Genomic DNA, 26372 nt, shown 5'->3' on the forward strand with positions numbered 1-26372 from the left:
TATCCTGGAATGCGCGCATCGCTGTGTTGTATGCGACGCGTTGTTCTTTCGGCGTTGGAGCGCCCTTCGATGCACGAAAACCCGGATGCATGTCCTTCACGTTGCCGCTAGTGGAGTTGACTGCGTAGAAATGCAAGTGCGGATGCGCCTCATCGGTGTGCTCGACCACGGTGCGAAGGCCTTCGCCGAATTCCAGTTGTAGCCATTCAACGGTGGCTCGCTTCCAGTATTCGTATTCACTGCCGTCACGGCGATACGAAGCGACGCCAGCGAGCAACACGGAGGCATCCCTTCGCAATCGTCGACCAGCAGCGTCGGTGCTGCGCCCATGGATAGTAGCTACCTCGGCTTCAAGCTCGGCAAGAGTGGGGCCATGTAACAGAATCGGGGGCGTTGGCGAGGGAACGTGCAGACATGCCTGCGGTTCGCGGCTGGCCTCAGCGATGATGTCGCGGACAGCCCACTTTCTACCGGCGTCGCGCGCAGTTTTTGCTGGTGACCCAGCGAGTACACGGCGATGTGGACAAACTGAATTCAGCCTGTCGTCATGCAGCACCGTGTTGGCAAATATAGTGACCGACTATATTTGTCGCGGCGTTCGCCGCAACAAATGTCGGCCAGGAGCTATGCCCCTGGACCCACGCTTCGAGTGTGTCATCAATGTGATACGCGGGTGCCAATAGTGCTCCTACATTGCGCCGAGCAGGTGTCACAGTTTGTGCGACCAAAGGTGCCGCTTGATGCCAGCAATGTGCCAACAGACGGCTACATATTGTGTCGTCAATGTGTAAGCTGACCACGGCGTTTTCTTGGTTGGGATGGAGGTACAAACTTCAGAAGCCCGTCACTGGCCAGTCCATCTAACAGCTCATACGCTGCCAAGTGTGCTTTCGGCGAAGTTGCCGATCGAAGACGAGACCGAACTGCGTCGAACGACATGGCTGCAATGTACTCGCGAAGTATGGATTCGCTGTTGGTAGTTCAATGAGCGTTACTTCGTCGCACGCGATGATGGTAAGCTTTATCAGCTTAGTGAACACAGCTTCCGGAACCTGCCGACACGCGATATCGATACGGTCGTTGCTCAGAAGGCAGTGCTGAGCCCACCCCACGCCCGCCCATACGCCATCGGCGATCACATCCTCCCACGTAAATCGGCGTTCGAAATCAAGATCGTTCATGCTCGGTCTCCAGTTGGCAGGCATCCCGCTTGGGATGCTTGAGCAAATGCTTTATGTTCTCGATGTGCTCCTTTGGTGAGGTAATGTTGACACTGCCGTGTGGCACGCTAGGAGCTAAAGCGGGCAGGGCAGCAAGCTGTACTGCGCGCTGTCGCCTCAAAATTTCTGGCATGTCTGCCCGGATGTGGGCCCCTGCGCACAGGTTAAATTTGCCGTCGCGCGCGCGGTGGATCAGTCCGGTCAGCAGTTGCGGTACGGAGGTCCGAATGCTGCCCTGTTGCTTGCGGCCGTAGGCTTCGGCTAATAAGTCGATCGCCATAGCTTGGTCGAGGCCTCCACAGTCTCGTCGAGTCTTTTCGGGGTCTAACGAGAGCTTTTCGCAAAACCACAACCACGACTCGCGGTTTCGATCGTCAATCGATAGCGATTGCAGCGTGGACGGCTTCATTGCTGTAGTAGTTCTTATTGTTTTCTGTTTTTCTAGAAGCTTAGTATTAGTATGAGGAGGTATGTCGTTTGCTGGCGGAGCGACGGCTGGCTTATCCACGGCACGATTTCCAAGGTATGGAGTCCAATCCATGATTGGCTGGTCGCTAACTAACCATCGTGTACGAACAAATTGGCCGGTTGGCCCGCGCTCACGCACGACGTGAAGGTATCCATGCTTTTCCAGCTCTTTCATTGCACTGCGCACCGCAGCCTCCCCGTCGAGTTTTCCTGCGGATAATCTGTCCAGACTCACGTGAGCCTTTGGCGACAGCGATAGCAATAGCGCAAGAAGACCGCGTGCCTTAAGGCTCAGTGAGAAATTTCTGACGAGGTCATTTGGAAGTTGGGTGAAATTCGCCGAGAGAGGGCGCCTCACTTGGACGAGCTGATACATTGGGACAGCGCCGTTCTACGCGGTTTACGCCTGGTTGGCGCTTCTGGCCGCGGCTTGCTGTGCAATCCAAGCTTCAACTTCATCAGCTAAAAAGCCAACCGCGGTCGTCCGCTTACCGTTCGCCAAGGGGATTGGTCGAGGGAACGTGGGGGCGCACTTCATCCGTCGCCAGATTGTAATCCGGTCCAGCCCAAGCTGAACTTCGAGATCCGAATACCGCAGGATTCGCGCTGTCATAGTTATGCCCTTTCATGAAGTAATGCGCCGATTCTTCATGTTTCAGCTTGCTTTGTCGACAGTGCTAAATCCGGTCGGTAATCTGCGAAGCGCATCTGGAATGTCGAATCTCTCTTCAAAACGAAGAAACTTGCGACGACGTTTTTTTGACTAAGCTCCTTGTGAGCGAACCGCGTCATGCAACGGGTTTGTCCGGCGATCTGAGCTTACAGGGGGAGTTGGAATTTTGCGCAGTCAGCAGATAGAGAAAGCGAAAAATTTGACGCGGCGATCGAATACTGCAACGACGAAATTCTGACAGAAAAAAACCTTGTTTTTCAGGCACTTGCAGCGAGGGCTGGTTTTGACATAAGCAAAACGACGTGGCACAAATTATTTTTCGTGGTGTTGTGGTTTGACGACACTATTGCCGAGTCCTCTCGACTTCACCATGCACTCGCTCGTTTTTTGCCGATGAGCTTACACCCGCATTCGGTGACGCAACCGTCGACCGCAACAGGAACCCCTCCAACTTTGACAGTTGGATGCCCGGTGATGATTTTGTTCACACCGTGGGGCTTACCGCCCGGATAGTGCTGAGGACAATCTACTTCGTCTCCAAGCCGAGCAATTGGCACGCCATCAACAGCGTGTACTGGCGAGCCGCTGATGACTGTTCCATTATGGTCCGTAGAGTCACCTACCACGATAATCTTATGGGTCACGTTGAGCTCCTATCAATCTTTCAGCAATACTGGCTTCCCTGTACTTTGCTGCAACTTAATAGGGTAGTAAATCATCGTAACGATCGTTTGCACAAATAGCTCCACACCCCAGAGCAAGATCGGAACGGCGAAAAAAGTGCCAACTATAAAAACGCCATGCCCGTGTCCTAGAAGGGGGCTTAATAATCTGTCCAATGTCAGTACGAACGGTGAAACAATCATCGCAGCATAGGCATGGATTGATGTGAACGGATTGCGCTCCCTACGCGCTTTTTGCAGCCACCCATAGGCTTCGCCGTTGTAGGTAATACTAATCGCGTTAACGCTATACATCTGGTCAAACAAATTCTTGTTTTTACGAAACGCTTCACGGATATCGAGAACAATCTGATAAACTCGGTAGAGCAGTGCTCCGGTGACAACCGTCAACACTCCGGCTCGAGCATAAGGATTCATCGGTGCGAATATGAAATATGCGTAAAACATCGCGAACCCGAACAGCCAGAACGAACTGAACAACATGAAGAGCGACATCAGGCCGTGGCCGAGGAGCTTATCCGTATTTTTGAAGGGGAGATAAAGGATCCAAGTCATCACAAAAGCAACTAGGTTGAGGGCGAGTGAGATCTCCCAGATCAACGCTGAACAATGAAAGGAGTTGACTGCCGCCCAGACGATAAGAGTACCGACTAGAGAAAGGAATAGCCCACCAAATGATGCCGCGCGGACCATTGCTTTCATGTGTGAGCCGGCAGAGGGAGGCGCAGGGGCGAGTATTTTTTCTTGCATGCTTCACCTCATTATCGGCAAAACCGGAGTTAGTGAATAGCGCACATACCGAAAATCCTTACTCGTTTTCTCAAGATATTCTGCTGTCTCACGGAATTTTTTCGCAAGCCAAGTAGATGAGTCTTCCTCGCCCAACGCATGTCCAATTGTTTTGTCGACCCAGTCGACACCAAGTGCCACGAAAACACTAACTGCGATTGTGCCCACGACTACGAGGACCACGGGGGCAGCAAGTGCAGCACTGGTGACCATCGCGGCCAAACCAAACAGTGTGGCAACTGAGGCGGTGGTTAGCGCTGCAACCAAGCCGGCTTTGGCTAGATCGATTCCCACTTTTGCAAACAGGTCGTAAAGATCTTTCTTCGGCTTACCGTCGGGACCGATCTCAGAATAGTCTTTGTGCCACTCCGTGAAGTCCAGCGCAATGGTGAAGATGAGTGCGACGCCTGCGCCTTTTGCCACCATTTTTCCTTCTTCTTTGGCAAATACCTTGAAGGCGTCTTTAGTTGCTCCTTTTGCCGCATCCCACCCTTGTTTCATTCCTCCTGCCCCGCCGGTTATTCTCACGATTTTTGCGTGTCCCAGGCCATAGCGGGTGGCCGACATCATCTCGCGTAGCCTGTGGTTTCCGTTAAAAATCATGTACACCTTCGTCCCGGACTTGTGAGCGACCTTTTGTAAATGAAATTTGCAACCCATCAGCTCTTTGATCCACACACGATTGTCGAAACCGTAGCCACCCACGCCCCCGAGCTGGGCAATGATCCAGTTGCGGGTAACGATGTTTTCGCTGTCTAAATGCAGCGGTTCCCCGCCCTCTTCGAAGAACTTGAGTACGGCCGCTGGTGCACCTTCCTTCGATACTTCGTGCACATGAAGAGATTGTTCTTCTTCATGATGAGCGGCCTCATTTACCCGCTTCGCTGACTCCTGCGGTCTTGCCGTTGCAGGAGCGGCACCCATCGCTACGATAATTGGTGCAGGTTTCTCTTTTGGGTCGTCACTGTGGCGCTGCCTATCCCATTCATTTGGCTTCACCTCGGAGATGACGTGGCTATCGCACTTAAGGATGAGCGACCCGCGGAAACCCCGGCTAACCCAGACGTGCATTCGCTCGCCGTCTCTGAACGTGACCTTACCGTGCTGAGCGGCAAAGACGAGCTTCTTGTCACGAGCATTGTAAAAATCGGACTCGGTAGCCTCCAATGTGTAGGTTTTACCGTTGCCGAGGTGGATATCAAAAATGACATCGCGGTGCTTCCGCAATATGACCTTGAGCTTGTCTGTGCCTCCACCGATCCAGCACTGGACAGTTTCCCCCGGGAGGTCGATGCAATGCTCTTGCACTGACAGGTCGTCGTCGCTATTTTTAGTGGCTGTCGTCATCGTTTATCTCGACTATTTCCGCCTGATTTGTTCGGCCCGGAACGAACCACGGGAGACATTCGCGAGGGTTGTTCTACCTGAACCGTCGAGCCTGGTGTCATGCTTCTCACCGTCCCAGGCGTGGGCTTGGATAGGATCGTCTTGCAGCGGAACCTCATCTGCGTCAACGTATTCCAGATGCAAGTCCCGCTTCACGGCAATGTCGACCACGTCTGTTTTCAGGTCCGGAGCTGCCATGCTCTTGCTACTAACGAAATCGTGTGTGGCAGCGTGGGCGACAAAAGTGCCGTTGGTCCCGTGCTCGATGCCCCCGGCGCTTAATTTCACATAGCTGCCACCGCCATTGATCACGATGTCTTCTGTGGCGTTAATGAGGATTCGATTGGCAGTCTGGGTAATGTTCAGCTTGGCGAGCAGATTGATGTTGTCAGTGAGCGCCTTGATGTCGATATCACCGGCAGAAGCGATCAACTTCATCCCGGCTCGCTGCACGAAAAGGCGAATCGTTTGGCGGACGCTTGCAAAGAAACCATCTCCGGCTGCGATGGCCACGCTCTTGCCAGTCGTGATAGCTGTATTCAAATCACTGGCGATGTGCGTGGATTGGGCCGTGGTAGTGGCGATGCCTGCCGGGCTAGCGAGAACTAAGTGCGGCTCAGACAACTCTGGAAAGCTGTTTTGTGAAGAGGCATCTTTGCCACGGATCGCATCAATTTGCGCCTTCAGCGTGTTCGCAACGTCCGATTGTTGCCCCTGCTTTTCTTGGGCCCCGTTCTGCTCGGCCAACTCAGCTTGGCTCTCCTGCATTTCGCGAGCGGCGGTAAGACGCTGCACGGTCTCGCCCATGTCCTTGATGTGTCCGGCAGCGTTGGGCCTGGCTTCCGTTGTAATCAGCATGCCGCTGCCGGCCCTCGCGACGCCCCAAGCATCTGTGGCGATCTCCCAGCCTTCGCCCCTAGCATCGCGGCGGCCGGCGGTGTCTGGTATCCGGGTGATGTGCCCTAACGAGAGCTGGCTACACCGATGATCGCTTTTTAGCTGGGCCTGGATTTGCTGGTAGGTATCGTCGAGGATCAGGTGGTTGCTGCGGCCGGTCGGTGAATTGCCGCCGCGAGGCGCAAGCTCCCGGCTTCGGAACCCAGCGAGTGCTTGCTGGGATGGTACCGTCCACGGCGGCATGTTCCGTTCGTTGAATACTGCCCCCGTAATGATCGGACGATCCGGGCAGCCACCCAGCCACTGGACGACTACTTCAGTGCCCACCCGTGGGATCGCGATAGCTCCGAGTTCGCTGCCAGCCCAAGAACTGGACACTCGAAGCCAGGCGGAGCTCCGCTCATCATTAGTGCCCTCTCTGTCCCAGTGGAACTGCACCCGTACACGTCCGTATCCGTCGGTATAGATTCGGTCCGGCCCGGGAGGGCCGACGACCGTGGCCGTTTGAGGGGCGAGAATCCTCGTATCTGTGCTGTTGAAGCCGCGACCGGGTCGCCAGCGAACATTTTTACGGGTGCAGGTCAACCAGTTGCGATAGTTGATTTTTTCATCTGGCTCCTGAAGGTAGTTATTTGTGGCGATATGACGGACTGACAAAACCAAAAAGTCGTCCTTCTCGGACGTAGCGTAAGAGTAGTGATTGAAGTGATCAATCAGTTTGAACCAACGACCCGGAAGGAGGCATCGGTTGTTGCTCTCCGCTTCAACGTACTTGGCTACAGCCTCGATTTCTTCCATGCGAACTCGGCATTGCGCATCGCCATCTGCCCAGTCTTTGAAGCCGTATGCGCCGGCGTATTCGTAGGATTCGAGCGCTGGCACATTCCCCTGCTTGTTTAACGTCGGAACCTCGACCGGGCGCGAGACCGGTGATTTGAAATTGAAACTAATTGAGGCAAAGCTGGATGGCATGACGTGACGCACTGGCGACCAACGGTCGATTGCGTCCTCCTCCACGGCGCCGCCTTCGCCGTGGAAGCGGACCTCTGTGTCACCATCAATCGCAGGCGCGTAGGTGGAGTCGCTGGCGACGATAAGCGTGTGCCCATCGGCATCGTGTTCGTACCAGTAATACCAACCTGCTGCCTCCCAGCGCCGGCTCAAATAGTTGAAGTCAGTCTCGTCGAACTGGCATGCGTCGGTCATGGCGGGATCGTCTGCGGTCACTCGCCATTGCCATTTCGAGTAGATGCCGTAGTCCTGCAAAATCGTTTCTGTCTGCGCCCGCAGTGTCTTGCCATGGAAGAGATAGTTATTTTTACGCAGGCTGAGGAACTTCAGCCAAGGGCCTAGCTTGGCTTCATAGAAGGTGATTCCGCCATCCGAACGCCAACGGCGAAAGCTGAACACATAGCCGGAGAAGTAGCGCAAGCTACCGTCTCTGCGGACCAGTTCGATGTTGAGCAGCTTACCCTGCACCTCTTTCAGCGCAATGCTTGGGTCATCCGACAGTAACTCGACCGTGAACTCAAAGTCCTTGGACAAGCCTTCCACTGCAACTAGCTTGTTGACTAGAAGTTGGGCTGCGGGGGAATCATTATGGGGAAACGACAGTCGCAGGATGCGGTTGTACTGTCTGCCGTAAACCAAATCGTAAATTGATCGGCTCATATTCGTCATACATGACCCTAAAATTCCAGAAGAGAAGTCCCGCGGCGATCGCACTCTAGCCAAATGCGCCCGATAGCTTGAAGCGACGGCAGGACGCTCGTGACGAGCGCTTATGCGGTTGTTGCCTGAAGGCTGCGATGTTGGCATGAAGACGCATCGGCTGAGTTGCGTTGCCACAACTACAGTTGACGCCCTGCACAACTGCCGGCCTGAATGAAGGAATTTCTGACGCGGTTCCTATAGCCCGTGAATCCCGATGTGATAGGCGCAAACGGATCGGTCGATTTGATTGGATGAAATCTGGAACCAGGCCGGCTAAGCTGGGAGAGTTCATGTCGATTTCTGGCACGAAAGATTTGCATACGAAACAGTGCCATGCCGCACAATGGGGCAAGTTGACATTCGTCATTGCAAACGTACGAGGGGACCGCTGACAACTGCAGTTCGTTGTCTGTCAGGGCGGGCATGCGTGCGTTGTTAACGCGGACACATGCGGGGCGTGAAAGCGCGCGGCCTGTGGATTGCCACGCACGGATAGATGTGAATGAGGCATCTGCGCTTGGCGAGGCAGCGCAAAAAGAAAACGCCCCGAAGGGCGTTTTCTGCCGATTAAGGCAAATGCTCGTGTCCGGCATCGTCGCGCGCTCCGGGAGGAGCGCGCGAACGGAGTACCTTAGAACTGATACTCGCCAGCGAGCTTGAACGAACGCGGACGCAGGGAATAGCCGTCACGCAGGTTGACAGGCGCCGAAGCGAGCAGCGCGTTGCGGATGTTGAGCGTCACACGCGTGTTCTTGAATCCCGAGTACACGAAATTCAGGTCGGTGCGCACGTCGGCACGGCGGAAGCACTGCAGGTCGTCGCCAACCGGCTTGATGCGCGCCACGCAGCCAGCTTCGCCCCAGCTAGCTTCGTCCGCTTCACTGTTGTTCAGCATGGTCGCCGAGGTGCGGGTCACACGCATCGTGGAGGTCAGGGCGCCCTTCTTCCAGGAACCGGTGAACACCGAAACCAGGCGCGGGGTATTACGCAAACCGACGGTGTTCGGACGATAGGTACCGCTATCGACGTCCCAGGTGCGACGGGACAGCGACAGGGTATTCGTCAAGCCGAGGTTGAGCGTGCCATAGCTGCCCATGTTAAAGCGCGTGGTCGTGTCAAAGTCGATGCCCGAGGATTGGGTCTTGCCGAAGTTCTCGTAGCCCAACAGCAGCGACTGCATAGTGCCGACCGCAAACGCCAGGTTCGCACCGGGCTGGAGCTCGTTCGCACGTGCGGCCAGACGACGGTCTTGGTCGCTCACTGCATTGCGGACCATGAGCTTGGCGTATGCCGGGTCGCTTTCGCGCGCCATGACGTAATCAATGTCGCGGTACGCAATCTCGTCCTTACGCTCGATCTTGAAGTAGTCGAGGGTAAAGCTCGTGTTTTTCACCGGCTCGAACACGAAGCCCAGGGTCAGGCTGCGCGAAGTCTCGGGCGTGAGATCCTTGCTCGACGAAATCATCGCAGGAACCGAGGTCAGGCAGCCCGAGTTGTACGCAGTGGTGGCATCGGTCTTGTCGGTCGAAGTGCCGTTCTTGAGGATGTCACGAATCTTGGTTGCAGTGTCGCAGCGCTTCGGGTCCAGCGTGCTGTTGAAGAAGCCGGTCAAGCCCACCTTGCCCAGCGTTTCCGGGATGTTCGGCGTGCGGAAACCGCCAGCCAGCGTTCCGCGGAACATCAGCTGTGGAGTTGCAACAAATTTCGCGCCCAACTTCGGCGATACGTGCGACTTAAAGCCGCTGGCTGCGTCGACGCGCAGTGCGCCGTTCAGTTCCAGCTGCTTGGTCACGGGTGCATTCAGTTCCGTATACAGTGCCGACAAGTTGCGCTTGCCATCGATCCACAGCGAGCCGCGGCCGATGATCTTGGCATACAGGATGTCATCGGACGACTTCACGGCCATGCTCTCGCGACGGAAATCGCCGCCGATCGCAAACGACAGCGGTCCTGCGGGCAGGGACATCAGTTCGCCAGTCAGCTTGGCATCCACGAAATCTTGCGAGGTTTTACCGTTGGTTTCGACTTGCGGGAACATCCGGTCCAGCAACGCCTGGCTATTCTGGCCACCGATCTTGTATTCACCGCTTTCCACCGCTGCAGGCATCGCGTCGCGGTGCGCACCGCGGTCGGTTACCCTGGTATCGGCAGACAGGCGGCCGGCGGCGGCTTGCCATTCCCAGCCATTGGCGAGCGAGCCTTCCAGGCCAGCCATCACGCGATACTGGTTCGACTTGGACGGGTTGGACCACATGCCCAGATTGTCCATGAAGCGGTAATCGATCCCGACTGGGAACGAGTACGGGTTAGCCGGGTTGCCAACCGGGAGCTTAGGCTTGGCAACCGACTGCGACTTCTTGGCAAAGCCGTCGAACCAGGTGGTCGGGCTACCGGCCGCGTTGGCATAAGGCAGCGGGAGGTAGGTGGTCTGGGTCCTGGAATACGACACTTCGGCAAAGGCGCGCAAGTCGTTGTTGATCTTCAGGCGACCTTGGCTAAAGAAGGTGAGGCGTTTAGCAGGGTCGGTGACCTGGCTGATGCCGGTCAGGTCGCTCGTGCACAGCCCGGCGGAATTGATGGTCGGGCAACCCTTGATTGCCTCGCGCACCGCTTTGTTGCCGTTGGCAGCCGCTTCGTTCAAGTTGCCGGGGTATGACGTCAGGACTGGATCGCCGTACGCGGGGCTGACATATTTCTTGTACCACGCCGGGTAGAACCCCATGACTTCCGACTGCATGACCTGCTTGCGCTGGTAGAGTTCCAGGTCGGCGAAGATGTTGTAGCCGTCGCGCTCCAGGTTGCCCAGGCCACCGACGAGGCCTGCCGTATCTTGGCCGCCGTAGTGGTGGCTCTCGTTCCTTTCCGAGCTGCCGCTCACCCGCACACCTTCATAGGTGTTACGGGTGATGACGTTGATGACGCCAGCCATCGCATCGGAACCGTACAGTGCCGATGCGCCATCGCGCAGCACTTCGATACGATCAATCACGTCGGCCGGGATCGCGTCCAGGTTCACGAAAGTGGTCTGGCCGCCGTCAGCCAACGCATAGTTCGAAATGCGCCGACCATTGACCAGCAACAGGGTGGCGCCCATGCCCAGGCCACGCGTCGCCGCGCCAGTCGCGCCGGACGCGAAGCCGGTACGGCCGCCATTGTCCGACAGGCTGGTGGTGTCAAACGAGGTCAGCGTATCGAGCACCTGGCGCACGGTGTTGGCGCCGGTTGCCTTGATGTCCTCACGGCGCAACACGGTCACCGGCGAGGCGGTCTCGCCGTCGATGCGCTTGATGTTCGAACCGGTGATGTAGACCGTGGCGGTGGGTTTAACAGTCTCTTGGGCAAATGCAGCTTGGGAAGCTCCAATGGCAAGCGCGACAGCGAGCACGCTCGGCTTTAATACTAGATTTTTATTCAACTTTTTCTCTCTAATGCCTATTGATTTGCGAGATGCATAAAATGTATGCATCGCTACAAGTCTGGCAGACATAGTGTCAGAATGAAAGAGTTCCTAAATTGAAATGTTCAATTTGTTGTTTTTTTACGAGTGGAAAACTTCTGGTCATCGCCCGCACGTCATTTCACTGCCTCGTGTGTTATGCCAATGTCATCAAAACCTGATGTGATTAGCATGGCTCCAGGCGCCACCCGTGCTCGGCCGCCAGTAACCGATCCGTCAGCCCAAGGTTGTCCATGAACGCATCGTCGTGCGACACAACGATCAAGGCGCCTTTGTAGTCGCGTAGCATGGCTTCCAGTGCCTGCGCCGAAGGAAGATCGAGGTGGTTGCTGGGCTCATCGAGCAATAGCAGTTGCGCGGGCGGATCGGCATAGAGCACACAGGCCAGCGCGGCCTTCAGGCGTTCTCCGCCGCTGAGCGCGCCGCTGGGAGCCACAATCTTCTGTGCATCCAAACCGAGCTGCGCCAGCCGCATGCGCAGATCGCCTTCCGTCAACGTGCGGTTGACCGCCTGTATCTGTTCGAGCACCGGCCGCTTTGGGTCCAGATTGGCCAGCTTCTGGTCGAGATAGACGCACTCAGGCGTGACCTTGCAGACTCCGGCCAACGGCTCAAGCTGGCCCGCCAGCACCTTGAGCAGGGTGGATTTTCCGCAACCGTTCGGGCCGACTACGCCCACGCGCCGCTGTCCGCCCAACGTCAGGCTGATGTGGCGGGTGGGGCCGGATACGAAAGGCAGCTCCACCGCGTCAAGTTCCGCAACGCGGCGCTGCGGGGCCTGGATTACCGGCAGGGCGTGCAAGGAAATGGGCGCGTCGTCTTCTACCTGCTGCGCAGCCTCGCGCACGCGTTGGGCGAGCTGTTCCCGGCTGGCCGCATGTTGCTGGCGCTGCTTGCCCGCCGAACTTTCGCTGCGCTCCTTCTGGCGGCCCAGCAGGATTTTGGCCTGGTTAGCGTCTTTTCCATGCTGGTTACCGCGGGCCTGCCGCCGCTCCTGGCGCTCTCGCTGTTCGCGCATGGCTTGTTCTTCGCGCTGGCGTTCGAGCTTGCGTTGATCGAGCTGTTGGAGGGCGTTCTGCCGCTCCTGCGTCTTGCACTGGGCATAGAACGTGTAGTTCCCGCCATAGCTTTGCAGTCCGAGCGAGGACAATTCCACGATGCGCTCCATGGTCTCCAGCAATTGCCGGTCATGGCTGATCACCAGCAGGCCACGCGCCCAAGTCTGCAATTGCTCGATCAGGGCCTGCCGGTTCGGCCGGTCAAGGTGATTGCTTGGCTCATCGAGAATCAAAAAGTCCGCGTCCGACAGCGTGGCGCCGATCAGGGCGATGCGCATGGCCTCGCCGCCGCTGAGCGTGGCGGCTGGCGTCGTCACGTCGAGATGACCGAGGCCATTACGCTCCAATTCATGGCCCAGCCGCTGGTGGATGTCCCAGCGATCGCCGACGGCATCAAAATCCTGTGGTTCGGTGCTGCCCGCCTCGATGCGCGCCAGTGCATCCAATGTATCCTGCACGCCCGCAAGACCTGCAACGGTGCAGAGCGCGGGATGCGATACCTGCTGGGCGAGGTAATGCACGCTGCCCGAGCGCACACAGCGTCCGGTGGTTGGTTGCAGTTGGCCGGCAAGCATATGTGCCAGCACCGTCTTGCCGGTGCCATTGCGCCCGACCAAGCCCGTGTGGCGTGAGTCGAACTGTTCACGCAGGTCGGAGAAAAGGGTCCTGCCATCCGGCAGAACATAAGACACGCTTTCCAGCGCGAGATAAGTATTCGTCATGCTTGATTCCAAAGATGCCAAGAACTCCGCCTTTTCGAGCGGGACCGGTGGAGACTGGCCGTCATGTCGACGGCGGCATCAATGGCGCATGGGACGAATACCTCAGTGATAGATGATGAGTCCGTATTGTAAAAGCACTTGTGGGAATGGGTAAAGCCGTTTTACGAACGACATCAGTTGATGCAATGATCTGTCGACTGCAGGACGGGATCGATCGGAACGTGGTTCAGGTAGTTGGTGCCGAGCGAAATTGCTGATTGCGCCAGATCGGGATCGCGCGAAAAAGCGGATCGCACCAATGTACCGGCCTTGCGGCACGCTACCTGGTCATTGGGATAGGAGCCGAGCAGATTATTGTCGCCAACGTACATCCGCTGGGTGCCATCCATCGTGCCGCTGACATTCAGGCCAATCGTGCCGCCGGTGATGGTGTTCCCTTTGAGACTACCGCCGAACACCGGTTTATTTTCTGGATACCAGGGACGCGGGCCGATATTGATCCCAAAGAAGCATTTGCCCGGGGAGCAGCTGACAGTGTTGTGGGCGATCTGCGTATCGCTGAAGTCGCCCGTGTTCAGCGAATCGAGCATCAAGCCTGCAAACGCCTCGGCGTTGGCTTGGGCGATCACGTTCCCTGCAATGGTCGAGCGCGCCGCGCCGAACGAAATCAGGCCCACGTCGCTGTTATCGGTCAGGCGGTTGTTTTGGATGGACGAATCATTGGCCATCTCCACTGACAAACCATCGGACCACAACGATGGCGCGTCATGATCGCCATTATTCGCGAAGATATTGTTCTCGATCGTCGCGAAATTCCCAGCCCAGTTCATGCCTGTTCCGCAAAGTGCATTGATCGAAGCGGAATAGACCATTTTGCATGAGCTGCAGTTCTGTACGGTTGCGTTGAATCCGTACCTATTGTCGCCCGAGATACAACCGTCGCGTGCTTTACCAGTCAGCCGGGCCGCGCGGTTGCCATCCAGGGTCACATGATCGAGTACAAAGTGATCGATACTTCCAGCGCCGCCTACAAAGATAATGCCGAAGCGCTCCGAGAATGCCGGGGCTGCCTTCAGCGTGGCGCAATTCGCGCCCGCGGTGCAGGTTTGCGTCGATCCCGACAGGCCTTGCGTTTGCAGGGTAAATGGAAAGACGATCTTCAATTGGGAGGTCATCAGGTACGTGCCCGCCGGGAGCGCCAGACTGCCGCCCGGCCCGCGCTGGTCGATGCAGGCCTGGATGGCCTTTGATGCGGACACCTGGCCTGTTTGATCGGCGCTTTGTCCGGGACAAATTTGAACAGCAGGTGCACTCCGTGCGGGCGTGGCGTTGGCAGCGGGGGAATTGTCGCCACCGCAGGCGGCAAGAGCGGTTGCACAAAGCAGGGCAGATAGCATCCGGCTCGTCAGGCAAGATGATTGGAACGTCAAGTGTGTCTCTTCAGGGTAAGACGGTGTGTGTGGTGACACACCGAAACCTTGAAGAATACGTGAAAGAAATTAGCGCGGCTCAACGGAATCGCAATGTGCGCGCAAGATGTTCACCGGATGTAACGGAACGTCGCGCTTGGGGGCCGAAAGGGCCGCAACCGGGCCAAGCCTGGGATGGCTGGAGGACCGGTCGGGATAGGAAATCAGACAGGGGAACTAGCGCGACGCCTTGCGCGCCGATGCGTTCTGCTGTGTTTTGGCAAGCTGCGATTCGTCTTCCATGACCACCCGCCGCAGAATTTTGCCGATGCTCGACTTGGGCAGTGGCACGCTGCTGAAGCGCACGTATTTCGGCACCTTGGAAAGGGGCAGGTTCTTCTTGCAGTGCTCGATCAGCTGCTCGGCCGACAGCGTCGGGTCGCGCTTGACGACGACAATCTTCACCGCTTCGTCCGATTGCTCGTCGGGCGCGCGGATCGCCGCCACTTCGAACACGCCGGGATGCAGCGCGACCACGTCCTCGATCTCTTTCGGAAATACCTTGTAGCCGGAGACGACGATCACATCCTTCTTGCTGTCGACCAGTTTAATGTAGCCATCGTCCATCATGTAGCCCATGTCGCCGCTGCGCAGCCAGCCGTCATCGGTGAATGCCAGCGCCGTCTCGTCCGGCATGTTCCAGTAGCCCTTCATGACCTGCGGGCCGCGTACGCAGATTTCCCCGACCTCGCCGAGCGGCACTTCGTCGCCCTCGTCGTCCAGCAGAGCGACATCGGTCGACGGCAAGGGCAGCCCGATGCTGCCCGAGTAGGTCTGCAGGTTGAGCGGATTGGCACACACGATCGGCGCCGCTTCAGTCAGGCCGTAGCCTTCGATGATCGGCACACCGAACCGGGCCTGCCAGCGCTCGGCCACCGAACGCTGCAGCGCCAGGCCGCCGGCTATCGCGATCTTGAGGGCACTGGTGTCGACCGTGTTGATGTCGCGCGCATTAAGCAGGCCGTCGAACAGCGTGTTCAAGCCGATCAGCGCGGAAAAATGAATCTGCTTCAGTTCCCTGACCAGCGACGGGACGTCGCGCGGATTGGTGATCAGCACGACGTGTGCGCCGAGGCGGCAGAACATCAGCATCACCGTCAACGCGAAGATATGGTACAGCGGCAGCGGCACGACCGCTGTCTCGCGGCCCGCGACCAGCGCGCCACCCACCCAGGCGGCGGTCTGCTCGATGTTCGCCACCAGATTACGGTGAGTGAGGATCGCACCCTTCGGCATGCCAGTGGTGCCGCCCGTGTACTGCAGGAATGCGGTGTCCTCCGGGCCAAGCTTGGGGTCGGGCGGCGTCACGTTCTCGCCTTCGCGCAGCGCCTCGGCCAGCGTGACCGCCCCGCTGATGTTCCAGCGCGGCGCGGTGTAGCGGACGCGCTTGACCGAGATGTTGACCAGCGTCGCGCGCGGGAACTCGAGCATGTCGGCAACACGGGTTGTGATCACGTGGCGCACCGGGGTCGAGTCAAGGACCCGTTCCAGCGTATGGGCAAAATTGTCCAGAATCAGGATCGCGCTGGCGCCAGAGTCGTTCAGCTGATATTGCAACTCTTGCGCGGTGTATTGTGGATTGACGTTCACCACCACGCACCCGGCGCGCAGTGCGCCGAACAGCCCAACCGGGTATTGCAGCAGGTTGGGCAGCATGATCGCGATGCGGTCGCCCTTGCGCAGCCCGATCTTGTGCAGGTAGGCGGCGAACTGGCGCGCGAGGGTATCGAGGCGTTCCCAGCTCAGGGTCGATCCCTGATTGGAAAACGCGTCTTGCGATGGAAAGCGGTCGGCAATCCACGCGAGCAGGTCGCTGAGCGAATTGAACCGGTCCAGGTCCACCTCGGCTGGCACCCCCGGCGGATAGCTTTTAAGCCAAATCTTCTCCATGGATGGCCTCTCTACGGCATGACTTACATTGCGCGCAGATCGGCTGTAGCACGCTTTGGATTCCCCCTCGGTCTGCGACGACTCATCCCACGATGCGCCCCATGTCGCCGCGTGATCTTGATTTAGATCAGAGTGCGGATATGGACACACGGTATGCACCGCAGCGCGTCTGCCTGCCGGTTTGCCGGGCTTGCGGTATAGAATTGCCGACGGCGCCAGCGCGTGCCGGCGTTTCCCCTATCGACAAGGAAAACAATGAAAAAGCTGAGTCTTGCCTTCACACTGCTGGCGCTGGCATCCGTTAGCGCGGCACAGGATTCTTCCATTCACTGCCAGTCGTGCGACGACTGGAACCGCCCACAGGCTCCGTTCAATGTGTATGGCAACACCTGGTATGTCGGCACCGCCGGCCTGTCCGCGCTGCTGGTCACCGGTCCGCAAGGACACATCCTGCTCGACGGCGGCTTGCCGCAATCGGCGCCGCTGATCGAGAAGAACATCGCGGCGCTCGGGTTTCGCATCCAGGACGTCAAGCTGATCGTCAATTCGCACGCGCACTTCGACCATGCCGGCGGCATCGCGGCCCTGCAGCGCGCCAGCGGTGCGGTAGTCGCGGGCAGTGCCGCCAGCGCCAAAGGCATGCAGCTGGGTACCAACATCGAGGACGATCCGCAGTTCGAGCCGGACGGCACGCGCTTTCCCAAGATTGCCAAGGTCAAGGTGGTGGCGGACGGTGAAACCCTGGACGTCGGCCCGCTCAAGCTGACCATGCACCTGACTCCCGGCCACACGCCCGGCGGCACCACCTGGACCTGGAGCTCATGCGAGAAGGGCAAATGCGCCGACATGGTCTATGCCGAAAGCCTGACGGCGGTGTCATCGGATGATTTCCATTTCACCGGGGACGCCACGCATCCCGACATCTCGAAGTCGTTCCTGGCCACCATCGACAAGGTGCGCAACCTGCCGTGTGACGTCATCGTCTCGACCCATCCGTCGTTCACGCAGACCTTCGAGAAGCTGGCGGCCCGGACCCCGGCCAACAATACCTTCGTGACTCCGGGCGGTTGCCGTGCCTACGCAGACGCCGCGGGCAAGGCACTGGCCACCCGGCTGGACAAGGAACGGCGCGAGAAGGCTGCCGCGCATTAAGTACCCCCACAAATCGTCGTTTCCGCCTGCCCGGGAACGACGAAGTCAATGCGGGTCTGGCCGAATCAAGCGCATGCGAAAACCTTATATTCGATGCCATACTTTGGCTTTTGAGATCGGATCACGCGTATGGCCGTCCTGTCCCAACTCATCCTGTACCCCATCAAATCCTGCGGCGGCATCGCCGTGGACGAAGCGGTTGCGAACATCAGCGGCCTGTCCGCGCAGGGCGTGCACGACCGCGAATGGATGCTGGTCACGGAGGATGGCCAGTTCCTGACCCAGCGCGAATTGCCGCGCATGGCGCTGGTGGTGCCGCACATCGAAGGCAATACTTTGACAGTGGCCGCGCCAGGCATGGCGCCACTGGCGCTGCCCATCGACCAACACTACTCCGGACCGGTCAAGACCGTACGCGTCTGGGACGATACGGTCGACGCCGCGGACTGCGGCGATGCCGCCGCGGCCTGGTTCTCGCAGGCCATCGGCACGCGTTGCCGGCTGGTGCGCTTCCGCCCGCAGGTGGTGCGCCCGACCAGCACCAAATGGACCGGCGGCGTGCCCGCGCAGACGCGTTTTGCGGACGGTTATCCGATGTTGCTGATCGGCGCGGCCTCGCTGACCGACCTGAACGCGCGCCTGGTCGCGGCCGGGCGTAGCACGCTGCCGATGAACCGCTTCCGCCCCAATCTCGTGGTCGATGGCATCGACGCCTACGAGGAGGACTACGTCGAGGCGTTCCAGGCCGGCGACCTCGCGCTCAGGCCGGTCAAGCCATGCGCGCGCTGCCCGATTCCGGCGATCGACCAGGCCACCGGCGAGCCCGGCCCTGATCCGCTCGACATCCTCCAGAGCTACCGCGCCAAGCCGCAATTGGACGGCGGCATCTGCTTTGGCATGAACGTGATCGTCAGCTGCGGTGCGGGCGCTGTTCTGCGCACCGGCCAGGAACTTGACGTCACCCTTGCATTCTGAACCGCGCATGTTTGCGCGGCTGCGTTTGACATCGCACGCTCGCCGGGAGTAAAAGACCTTTAGCTGAACTAGTTGTCGGACAGGGCATGGCAGTGAGGCGCGGATGGCGGAGCAAAGTGTGGCAACGGCAGAGACGGAAAGCGGAGTGCTTGCCCGCACCTCGGTCGCGCCTGGCGTCGCCATTCTCGGCACGGACGAGAACATCCGCTTCGCCAATGCCGCCTTCGTCAGCCTGATCGGGCACCCTGTCGACGAGGTGGTCGGCAAGCCGTTGTCCGCGTTCTACGACATGCACCGCGCCGAGTTTGCCTGCCTGGCAGGCGTGCGCGAGGCGATAGCGGCCGGCAAGGAGTTTTGCGGCACCCTGCACGCTGAGCAGTTCGTTGCGGAATTGTGCCTGGTACCGGTGCGTGACGAGGCGGGCGCGCCGCGCCAGTTCGTCGTCGTCATGCGCGACATCACCGGCGCCGACCGTGCCGAGGTCGAGCTCAAGGAAACCAGCAGGCGTTTCCACGACCTGTTCGAGCACCTGCCGGCGGGCGTCGTCGTCCACGGCCCGGATACGAAGATCCTGGCCGCCAACCACGTGGCGGCGCAATGGCTGGGCACGAACGTCGAGCAAATGATCGGACGCGGCGCGGATGATCCTGCCTGGCGCTTCATCCGCAAGGATAATTCCCCGATGCAGGTGGCCGAGCAACCGGTGTGCCGCACCATCGCCAGCAAGCGCAACCTGTCCAACCTGGTTATCGGCGTCGAGCATGGCGAGCCGCAGGGGAAGCTCTGGGCGCTGTGCAATACCTATCACGTGTGCGAGAACGGGCAGTTGAGCGAGGTGGTGGTGTGCTTTACCGATTGCACCGAACTCAAACGCACCGAGGAGTCGCTGCAAAAGTCGGAGGAACGGTTGCGCCTGATCCTGCAGGGTTCCAACGACGCGTCGTGGGACTGGAACCTTACTACCGGCGAGCTGTACTATGCGCCGCGCTGGTGGCAGATGGTGGGCCGCGCCGAAAACGAGCTGCCCGCCGACGAGTGGCTGTGGCTGCGCCTGACCCATCCGGAAGACCAGTCGCGGGTGCTGGAAACGTTCGAGCGCGCGCTGGTCGGCGAAAAGTCGGCGTACGAGTTCGAGCTGCGGCTGCAGCACAAGGACGGGCATTACGTGCCGGTGCTTTTGCGCGGGCACATACAGCGCGACGCGCACGGCAAGGCGGTGCGCGTGTCGGGCACCAACACCGACCTGACCGAACGCAAGGCGGCCGAATCCCGGATCCACCAGCTGGCCTACTTCGACTACCTGACCGGGCTGCCGAACCGGCGCTTCCTGATGGAGGAGCTGCACAAGCTGCTCAGCCGCAGCACGCGCAACGGCCAGATCGGCGCGCTGCTGTTCATCGACCTGGACAACTTCAAGCTCCTGAACGACACGATGGGCCACGACGTGGGCGACCTGCTGCTGCGCCAAGCCGCGCACCGCCTGCGCCACACGGTGCGCGAGGGCGACTACGTGGCGCGCCTGGGCGGCGACGAATTCGTGATCGTGCTCGACGAGCTGGGCACCGACATGAAGACCGCCGCCGCCGAGGCGGACCTGGTCGGGCACAAGGTGCTGGCGGTGTGCGCCGAGGACTACGCCCTGCCCGGACGCGCCTACCGCAGCACGGCCACCATCGGGATCACCCTGTTCGACGGCCACAGCGAAGGCGTCGAGGCGCTGCTCAAGCAGGCCGACGTGGCGATGTACCAGGCCAAGGCGGCGGGGCGCAACACGCTGCGCTTTTTCGATCCGATCATGCAGGCGACGATCGACCAGCGCTACGAGCTCGAGCACGACCTGCGCGAAGGCCTGCTGCGCCACGAGTTCCGCCTGTTCTGCCAGCCCCAGTTCGACGCAGCCGGCCGGCTGGTCGGCGGCGAGGTCCTGCTGCGCTGGCAGCACCCGCAGCGCGGGCTGGTCGCGCCGGCGGAGTTCGTCGCCACCGCCGAGGCGACCGGGCTGATGGTGCCGGTCGGGCGCTGGGTCCTGGGCGAGAGCTGCCGCCGCCTCGCGGCGTGGGCCGACGACCCGGTGCTCGGCACGATCCCGCTGTCGGTCAACGTCAGCGCCCAGCAGGTGCGCACGCCGCGCTTCGCGGCCGACACGCTGGCGGTGATCGCCGACACCGGGGCCGACCCGTCCCGGCTGAGCCTGGAACTGACGGAGAGCCTGCTGGCCGAGAACATCGAGGACGTGATCGAGAAGATGAACCGGCTCAAGCAGGCCGGCATCCATTTTTCGATCGACGACTTCGGCACCGGCTACTCCTCGCTCAGCTACCTGAAGCGCTTTCCGCTCGAAACGCTCAAGATCGACCAGTCCTTCGTGCACGACATCCTGCGCGACCCCAACGCGGCGGCGATTGTCGAGGTCATCATCACGCTGGCGCGCAAGCTCGGCCTGCAGGTGGTGGCCGAGGGCGTGGAGCAGGAGGCGCAGCGCGAACTGCTGCGCCAGGGCGGCTGCGACCGCTTCCAGGGCTATTTGCTGGGCATGCCGGTGAGTATCGACGAGTTCGCACGGCGCTACGGCGCAGCCCATTGACTCCGCCGTCCAGCGGTTTTCCCCCACATTTGTTCAATAGCCGATTTTCAATAGATGCAAGATCGGCTACATTTGCATTTCTTGTTGAAAGGGAATGTATGGACAACGTGGACACGGCGACCCGGCAACTGATGGCGGAGAATGAAAGCCTGCGCGCACGCATGGCCCAGATGGCGGCACAGGCCGAATACAACCATGAGATCATGCGCCGCCACCAGGCGTTCGACCTGCAGATCGTCGCCGCCGCCACCTTCGAGGAGCTGGTCGGCACGATCCTGCGCACGCTGCCGGTGATCTCCGAGCTGGACACCGTCACGCTGTCGCTGGTCGACCCGGACGCCGACATCCATACCGTCATGCTCAAGCTGGGCGTCCAGTTCGACGCGTTCCCGGGCCTGCTGTTTTGCGCGAGCGCGGACGATCTCGACTTCGAGCGGGGACCAAGTGACGTGCCCCGGCCGCGCCTGGGGCCGTTCGCGCCCGCCACGCATCGCGCCGCGTTTCCGCATCCGCCCCAAGGACTGCAGAGCGTGGCGCTGGTGCCGCTGCTGCGCAACAAGCGCCTGATCGGCAGCCTGAACCTGGGCAGCCTTGATCCCGCGCGCTTCACGCCGGCGCTGGGCACCGATTTTATCGAACACATGGCCTCGATCATCGCGATCTGCCTGGAGAACGTGATCAGCAACGAGATGCTCAAGTACATCGGGCTGACCGACGCGCTCACAGGCGTGTACAACCGGCGCTACATCGACCGCCGGCTGGTCGAAGAGATCGCACGGGCGCGGCGCCAGCAGTACCGCGTCTCGTGCATGTACATCGACATCGACCACTTCAAGCAGGTCAACGACACGGTCGGGCACCAGGGCGGGGACGACGTGCTGCGCGAAGTCGCCGCGCGCATCAAGGCCGAGCTGCGCATGTCGGACGCGCTGGCGCGTTTCGGCGGCGAAGAGTTCGTGGTGCTGCTGATCGATGCAGACCTCGACAGCGCGAGCCGGGTGGCGAACCGGATTCGCGCCAGCGTGGCCAACGCGCCGGTCCAGCTGGCCAGCGGGGAGCTGGTGTCGGTGTCGGTGTCGATTGGGGTCGCCACATTGGACGATTTCGAGCGCGACCACGCGATCGAGGGCGTGGCCCAGGCGCTGGTGGCGCAGGCCGATTCGGCGCTGTATCAGGCCAAGGAGAGCGGGCGTAATCGGGTGGTGGCCAGTACCTGATGCGGGTTCCGTCATTTGCATGCGTGAACGCACATGACGGGCGCCGGCGGATCGCGTGCGTTGACCGCGTGCGCACAGGTGCGCACGCGGTACGTTTGCATACCGCCGGCTTTGAACGAAAAAAGGCCGCGATCACTCGCGGCCTTTTCGCATGCCAGGGGTGCTGTCAGCGCACCGATTACCAGACAAGCTTGAGCGTGTACTTGCCGCTCGTCGACCCGGTGCCGCCGCTGTAGTACACCACGCGGATGTAGGCGGACGCACTGGTGGTGCCATTGTTGATGACCGCCGTGGAATCGACCGCTCCCGCGCCGTTGGTGCTGCTCGTCACCAGTGTGCCGGCGCTGTTGTAGATGTACAGGTCGTAGTCGGCGGTGCTCGAGCCCGGCGTCAGCGTCGAGGTCAGGGTCTTCCCGGCCGGCAGCTGGACCAGGAAGTAGTCGGTGTCGGTGGTGCTGCCCATGTTGCCGTTCACGACCGTGCCGCTGGTGGTCACGCTGTTGGCGGTCCCCATCGTGTTGTTCGGCTCGACCTCGTTATAGGTCGACCCCGATCCTCCCGTCGCGGCCGCCACAGCAGCGGCCGCATCGACGATGCCGGCGCCGCATTGGCTGCAGGTGCCCGGGAAGGGCCGCGCGCTGCTCTTGAGCTTGCTCGCAACCTCATCCGGCGTCAGGCTCGGATTGACCGCCAACATCAGCGCGACCGTGCCGGCGACGTGCGGCGTCGCCATGGAGGTGCCCATGTACGAGGCATAGCTGTCCGCACCCGGCGCCTTCAGGCCCGCGTTGAGGGTGGACAGGATGCCGTTGCCGGTCCCGCTGTCGCCGCCCGGCGCGGCCACGGCCACCACCGAGCCATAGTTCGAATACGACGCCTTGCTGCCCGAGCGGTTGGTGGCCGCCACGGTGATCACGCCGGCGCAGTTGGCCGGGCTGGCGTTGCTGGCGTTGACGTTCGAGTTGCCGGCCGCGACCACGACCACCGTGCCGCGCGAACGCGCGCCGTTGATCGCGTTCTGCGTCGTGGTGTCGCAGGCGCCGCTGCCGCCGAGCGACATGTTGATCACCTGCGCCTTGTTGGCATTGGCCGGCACCCCGCTGACCGTGCCGCCCGAGGCCCAGATGATGCCGTCGGCGATGTCGGAGGTGTAGCCGCCGCACTTGCCCAGCACGCGCACCGGGACGATCTTGGCGTTGAATGCCACCCCGGCCACGCCGGTGCTGTTGTTGGTCAGCGCCGCGATCGTGCCGGCCACGTGGGTGCCGTGCCAGCTCGAATTCGAGGCCGAAGAGCCGGCGCCGCATTCGCCCGCGTTCACCCCGTCGCCCGGGTCGGACGCATCGCTGTCGCGGCCGTTGCCGTCATTGGCCACGGCGAGGTCGGAGATGAAATCGTAGCCCGGCAGGATCTGGCCGGACAGGTCCGCGTGCGGCCGGTAGCCGGTGTCGATCACGGCCACCTTGATGCCGGTGCCGGTCGACTTGTCCCATGCCGGCGGCAGGTTCAGGCCGCCCGTGGCTTCGAAGTAGTGCCATTGCTCGCCGTAGCGCGTGTCGTTCGGGATGAAGAGCGGCGTCATGATCCGGTCCGGCTCGGCATACTCCACCGATGGGTCGCGCATCATCAATTCGGCCGCCAGCGCCTTCGCCTGGTCCAGCGACATCGTTTGATTCAGCTTGAAGACATGGGCACCGGTGGCGATGCTGTGCAGTACCTGCATCTTCATGCCGAACTGCTGGCCGGCGCGGTCGATGATCGCCTGGCGCGCGGCGCTGATCGCCGCCGCCTTGGCCGGCCCTTTGCCGGCGGGGACCGAGTCCTTGTACTTGACGATCATGCGGTCGGTGTGCAGCACGAACTGCTGCGCGGGCGCAGCGTCGGCAACTGCCGCCATTGCCGTGGCCGAACCAGCGCCGATGACAGCCGCAACGCACAGCTTCAAAACAGTGAAACTCAGGGAATGCCTTGATTGCATGTGATTTCCTTTCGATTTTCCGCAGGCCGTGAGGCCCGAACTGTCGTTATCGATCCGGTGTCGGATCGCCCGTCTCGAAGCGGGCTGATCAGCGTAAATCGAAGTCGGAAATTTCCTGTCGTTTTTTGATCAGTGTTCGCAAAAAAAATCGTTTGTTCGGTCAAGCTCGGCAGTCACTGAACGATCTTTTCCACCGTCCATTGTCATTTGAAAACGATAGTTGCGGCATTAGAAATCAGGTTGCCTGATTGACTGGTGAAGATGGCAAGCGAGGCCGCAATAATCGGCGTTTGTCGAAAAAACAGCGCGGCTCATCGTAGGGTGCGCACAGGTCCTCGGCGGCCCCGCGCCCCCTACGGCATGCTACGGCCCCGGACTCGGGGGCGGTCGGGTGCCGTACACGACGGTGCCGCTGGCCGTCACGCTGTTGGCGGTCGCCATGCTGTTGTTCGGCTCAACCTCGTTCCGGGTAGGGGGCAGCGTGCTCGTCACGGCCGCCACTGCCGCCGCCGCATCGACGATGCCGGCGCCGCATTGGTAGCAGGTGCCCGGGAAGGGGCGGGCGCTGCTCTTGAGCAGGCTCGCAACCTCGGCCGGATTCAGGTACGGATTGACCGACAGCATCAGCGCGACCGTGCCGGACACGTGCGGCGTGGCCATCGAGGTGCCGATGTCGAAGGCATAGGTGTCCGCACCCGGCGTCGTCAGGCCAGTATTGAACGTGGACAGCACGCCCTCGCCGGTCCCGCTGTCGCCGCCCGGCGCGGCCAAGGCAACCATCACCCCGAAGTTCGAGTACGAGGCCTTGCTGCCCGAGCGATTGGTGGCCCCCACGGTGATCACCCCGGCGCAGCTGGCCGGGGTGGTGTTGCTGGCGTCGGCGTTCGAGTTGCCTGCCGCGACCACCACGATCGTGCTGCGCGAAAGCGCGCTGTTGATCGCGTTCTGGGTCGTGCTGTCGCAGGGGCCGCTGCCGCCGAGCGACATGTTGATCACCTGCGCCGTGTTGGCATTGGCCGGCACGCCGCTGACCGTGCCGCCCGAGGCCCAGATGATGCCGTCGGCGATGTCGGACGTGTAGCCGCCGCACCTGCCCAGTACGCGCACCGGGACGATCTTGGCGTCGAATGCCACGCCGGCCACGCCGATGCTGTTGTTGGTCAGCGCCGCGATCGTGCCGGTCACGTGGGTGCCGTGCCAGCTCGAGTTCTGGTCTTGTGCCGGCGCGCCGGGGCCGCATTGGCCCGCGAGCGTCCAGTCGCCGGGGTCGGTCGCGTCGCTGTCGCGGCCGCCGCCGTCATTGGCCATGAAAGGGTCGGAGATGAAATCGTAGCCTTGCAGGATCTGGCCAGCCAGGTCCACATGGGGGCGGTAGCCGGTGTCGACCACGGCGACGTTGATGCCGTCGCCGGTCGACGTGTCCCAGGCCGCGGGCAAGTCAAGGCCGCCAATGGGCTCGAAGTAGTGCCACTGCTCGTCGAAGAGCGGGTCGTTTGGTATGAAGAGCGCCTTCATGATCCGATCCGGCTCGGCATACTCCACTTGAGGATCGCGCGCCATCAGGTCGGCCGCCAGCGCCCGCACCTGGTCCAGGGGCATCTTCCGGTCCAGCTTGAAGACATGGGCGCCGGTGGCGATGCTGTGCAGTACCTGCAACCTTACGCCGAACTGCTGGCCGGAGCGGTCGATCATCGCCTGGCGCGTGTCACTGATTGGCGCCACTTTGGCCGCCTCCTTGCCGGCCGGGATGGAATCCTTGTACTTGACGATCAGGCGGTCGGTTTGCTGCACGGTCTGCTGGGCGGGCGCCATGTCCGCAATCGCTTGCGGAGCGGCCGAACCGACGGCGACGACAGCCGCAACGCACAGCTTCAAAACAGTGAAACTCAGGATACGCCTCGATTTCATGGTTTTTCCTTTCGCTGGAGAAGGGGCCTGAACTGTCGTTGTCGGTCCGGCTGTGCCTGACCGCCCGTCTCGAAGCGGACTTTTGAGCCTAAATCGAAGCGTCCGTGTACTTGTGGTTTTTTGATCAGTCTTC

At 60.5% G+C, this 26372-nt stretch carries 17 protein-coding genes; 4 read left to right on the plus strand and 13 right to left on the minus strand.

Annotated elements, in window-relative coordinates; translation table 11 throughout:
• Positions 1-860: 860 nt before the first annotated feature.
• The 11 genes from E4O92_RS15585 to E4O92_RS15635 all read right to left on the minus strand — a co-directional run bounded on the left by E4O92_RS15585 (position 861) and on the right by E4O92_RS15635 (position 16425).
• A complete protein-coding gene (locus E4O92_RS15585) occupies positions 861-1181 on the minus strand; it encodes a hypothetical protein (protein ID WP_135190655.1) in 321 nt (106 codons plus the stop codon).
• Positions 1168-2064 carry a hypothetical protein gene (locus tag E4O92_RS15590; RefSeq protein ID WP_135190656.1) on the minus strand — a complete coding sequence of 299 codons (897 nt, stop codon included), beginning with the start codon at positions 2062-2064 and terminating at the stop codon, positions 1168-1170. Before E4O92_RS15590 ends, E4O92_RS15585 begins: the two co-directional genes overlap by 14 nt.
• A 24-nt stretch (positions 2065-2088) precedes the next feature.
• Positions 2089-2301 (minus strand): helix-turn-helix transcriptional regulator, encoded by a 213-nt coding sequence (locus E4O92_RS25505; protein WP_135190657.1) that lies wholly within the window; start codon positions 2299-2301, stop codon positions 2089-2091.
• A gap of 425 nt (positions 2302-2726) precedes the next feature.
• Positions 2727-3005, minus strand: a complete 279-nt coding sequence (locus E4O92_RS15600; RefSeq protein WP_135190658.1) for a PAAR domain-containing protein — start codon at positions 3003-3005, stop codon at positions 2727-2729.
• 12 nt (positions 3006-3017) lie between these two features.
• A complete protein-coding gene (locus E4O92_RS15605; protein ID WP_135190659.1) occupies positions 3018-3794 on the minus strand; it encodes a hypothetical protein in 777 nt (258 codons plus the stop codon).
• Positions 3795-3797: 3 nt separating this feature from the next.
• The gene (locus E4O92_RS15610; RefSeq protein ID WP_135190660.1) at positions 3798-5180 is read right to left on the minus strand and encodes a hypothetical protein; all 1383 of its coding nucleotides are present in this window, start codon (positions 5178-5180) and stop codon (positions 3798-3800) included.
• A gap of 12 nt (positions 5181-5192) precedes the next feature.
• The gene (locus tag E4O92_RS15615) at positions 5193-7796 is read right to left on the minus strand and encodes a type VI secretion system Vgr family protein (RefSeq protein WP_135190661.1); all 2604 of its coding nucleotides are present in this window, start codon (positions 7794-7796) and stop codon (positions 5193-5195) included.
• Positions 7797-8460: 664 nt separating this feature from the next.
• A complete protein-coding gene (locus tag E4O92_RS15620; protein WP_167759808.1) occupies positions 8461-11244 on the minus strand; it encodes a TonB-dependent receptor plug domain-containing protein in 2784 nt (927 codons plus the stop codon).
• Positions 11245-11452: 208 nt separating this feature from the next.
• Positions 11453-13066 carry an ABC-F family ATP-binding cassette domain-containing protein gene (locus E4O92_RS15625; RefSeq protein ID WP_135190663.1) on the minus strand — a complete coding sequence of 538 codons (1614 nt, stop codon included), beginning with the start codon at positions 13064-13066 and terminating at the stop codon, positions 11453-11455.
• A 173-nt stretch (positions 13067-13239) separates the two neighbouring features.
• Positions 13240-14463 (minus strand): right-handed parallel beta-helix repeat-containing protein, encoded by a 1224-nt coding sequence (locus tag E4O92_RS15630; protein ID WP_135190664.1) that lies wholly within the window; start codon positions 14461-14463, stop codon positions 13240-13242.
• 249 nt (positions 14464-14712) lie between these two features.
• Complete coding sequence (locus E4O92_RS15635) at positions 14713-16425, minus strand: AMP-binding protein (protein WP_135190665.1); 1713 nt, start codon at positions 16423-16425, stop codon at positions 14713-14715.
• Positions 16426-16680: 255 nt separating this feature from the next.
• Between E4O92_RS15635 and bla the strand changes: the two genes are divergently transcribed.
• From bla to E4O92_RS15655, 4 genes are all read left to right on the plus strand, one after another.
• Positions 16681-17577 carry a subclass B3 metallo-beta-lactamase gene (gene bla / locus E4O92_RS15640; protein WP_135190666.1) on the plus strand — a complete coding sequence of 299 codons (897 nt, stop codon included), beginning with the start codon at positions 16681-16683 and terminating at the stop codon, positions 17575-17577.
• A gap of 129 nt (positions 17578-17706) precedes the next feature.
• Positions 17707-18552 carry an MOSC domain-containing protein gene (locus E4O92_RS15645; RefSeq protein ID WP_135190667.1) on the plus strand — a complete coding sequence of 282 codons (846 nt, stop codon included), beginning with the start codon at positions 17707-17709 and terminating at the stop codon, positions 18550-18552.
• Positions 18553-18697: 145 nt separating this feature from the next.
• Entirely contained in the window at positions 18698-21136 is a 2439-nt protein-coding gene (locus E4O92_RS15650) for a sensor domain-containing protein (protein WP_167759809.1), read from the plus strand.
• 98 nt (positions 21137-21234) lie between these two features.
• Entirely contained in the window at positions 21235-22353 is a 1119-nt protein-coding gene (locus E4O92_RS15655) for a GGDEF domain-containing protein (protein ID WP_135190669.1), read from the plus strand.
• 178 nt (positions 22354-22531) lie between these two features.
• On the opposite strand, the gene E4O92_RS15660 is transcribed toward E4O92_RS15655, so the two are convergent.
• On the minus strand, positions 22532-24250 hold the full coding sequence (locus tag E4O92_RS15660; RefSeq protein WP_229483405.1) for a S8 family peptidase: 1719 nt from the start codon (positions 24248-24250) through the stop codon (positions 22532-22534).
• Positions 24251-24694: 444 nt separating this feature from the next.
• Positions 24695-26239, minus strand: coding sequence for a S8 family serine peptidase (locus E4O92_RS15665; RefSeq protein ID WP_135190671.1), 1545 nt, complete (start codon positions 26237-26239; stop codon positions 24695-24697).
• Between the last annotated feature and the right edge of the window lie 133 nt (positions 26240-26372).

Source organism: Massilia horti (genome assembly GCF_004614195.1).
GTDB lineage: Bacteria > Pseudomonadota > Gammaproteobacteria > Burkholderiales > Burkholderiaceae_D > Telluria > Telluria horti.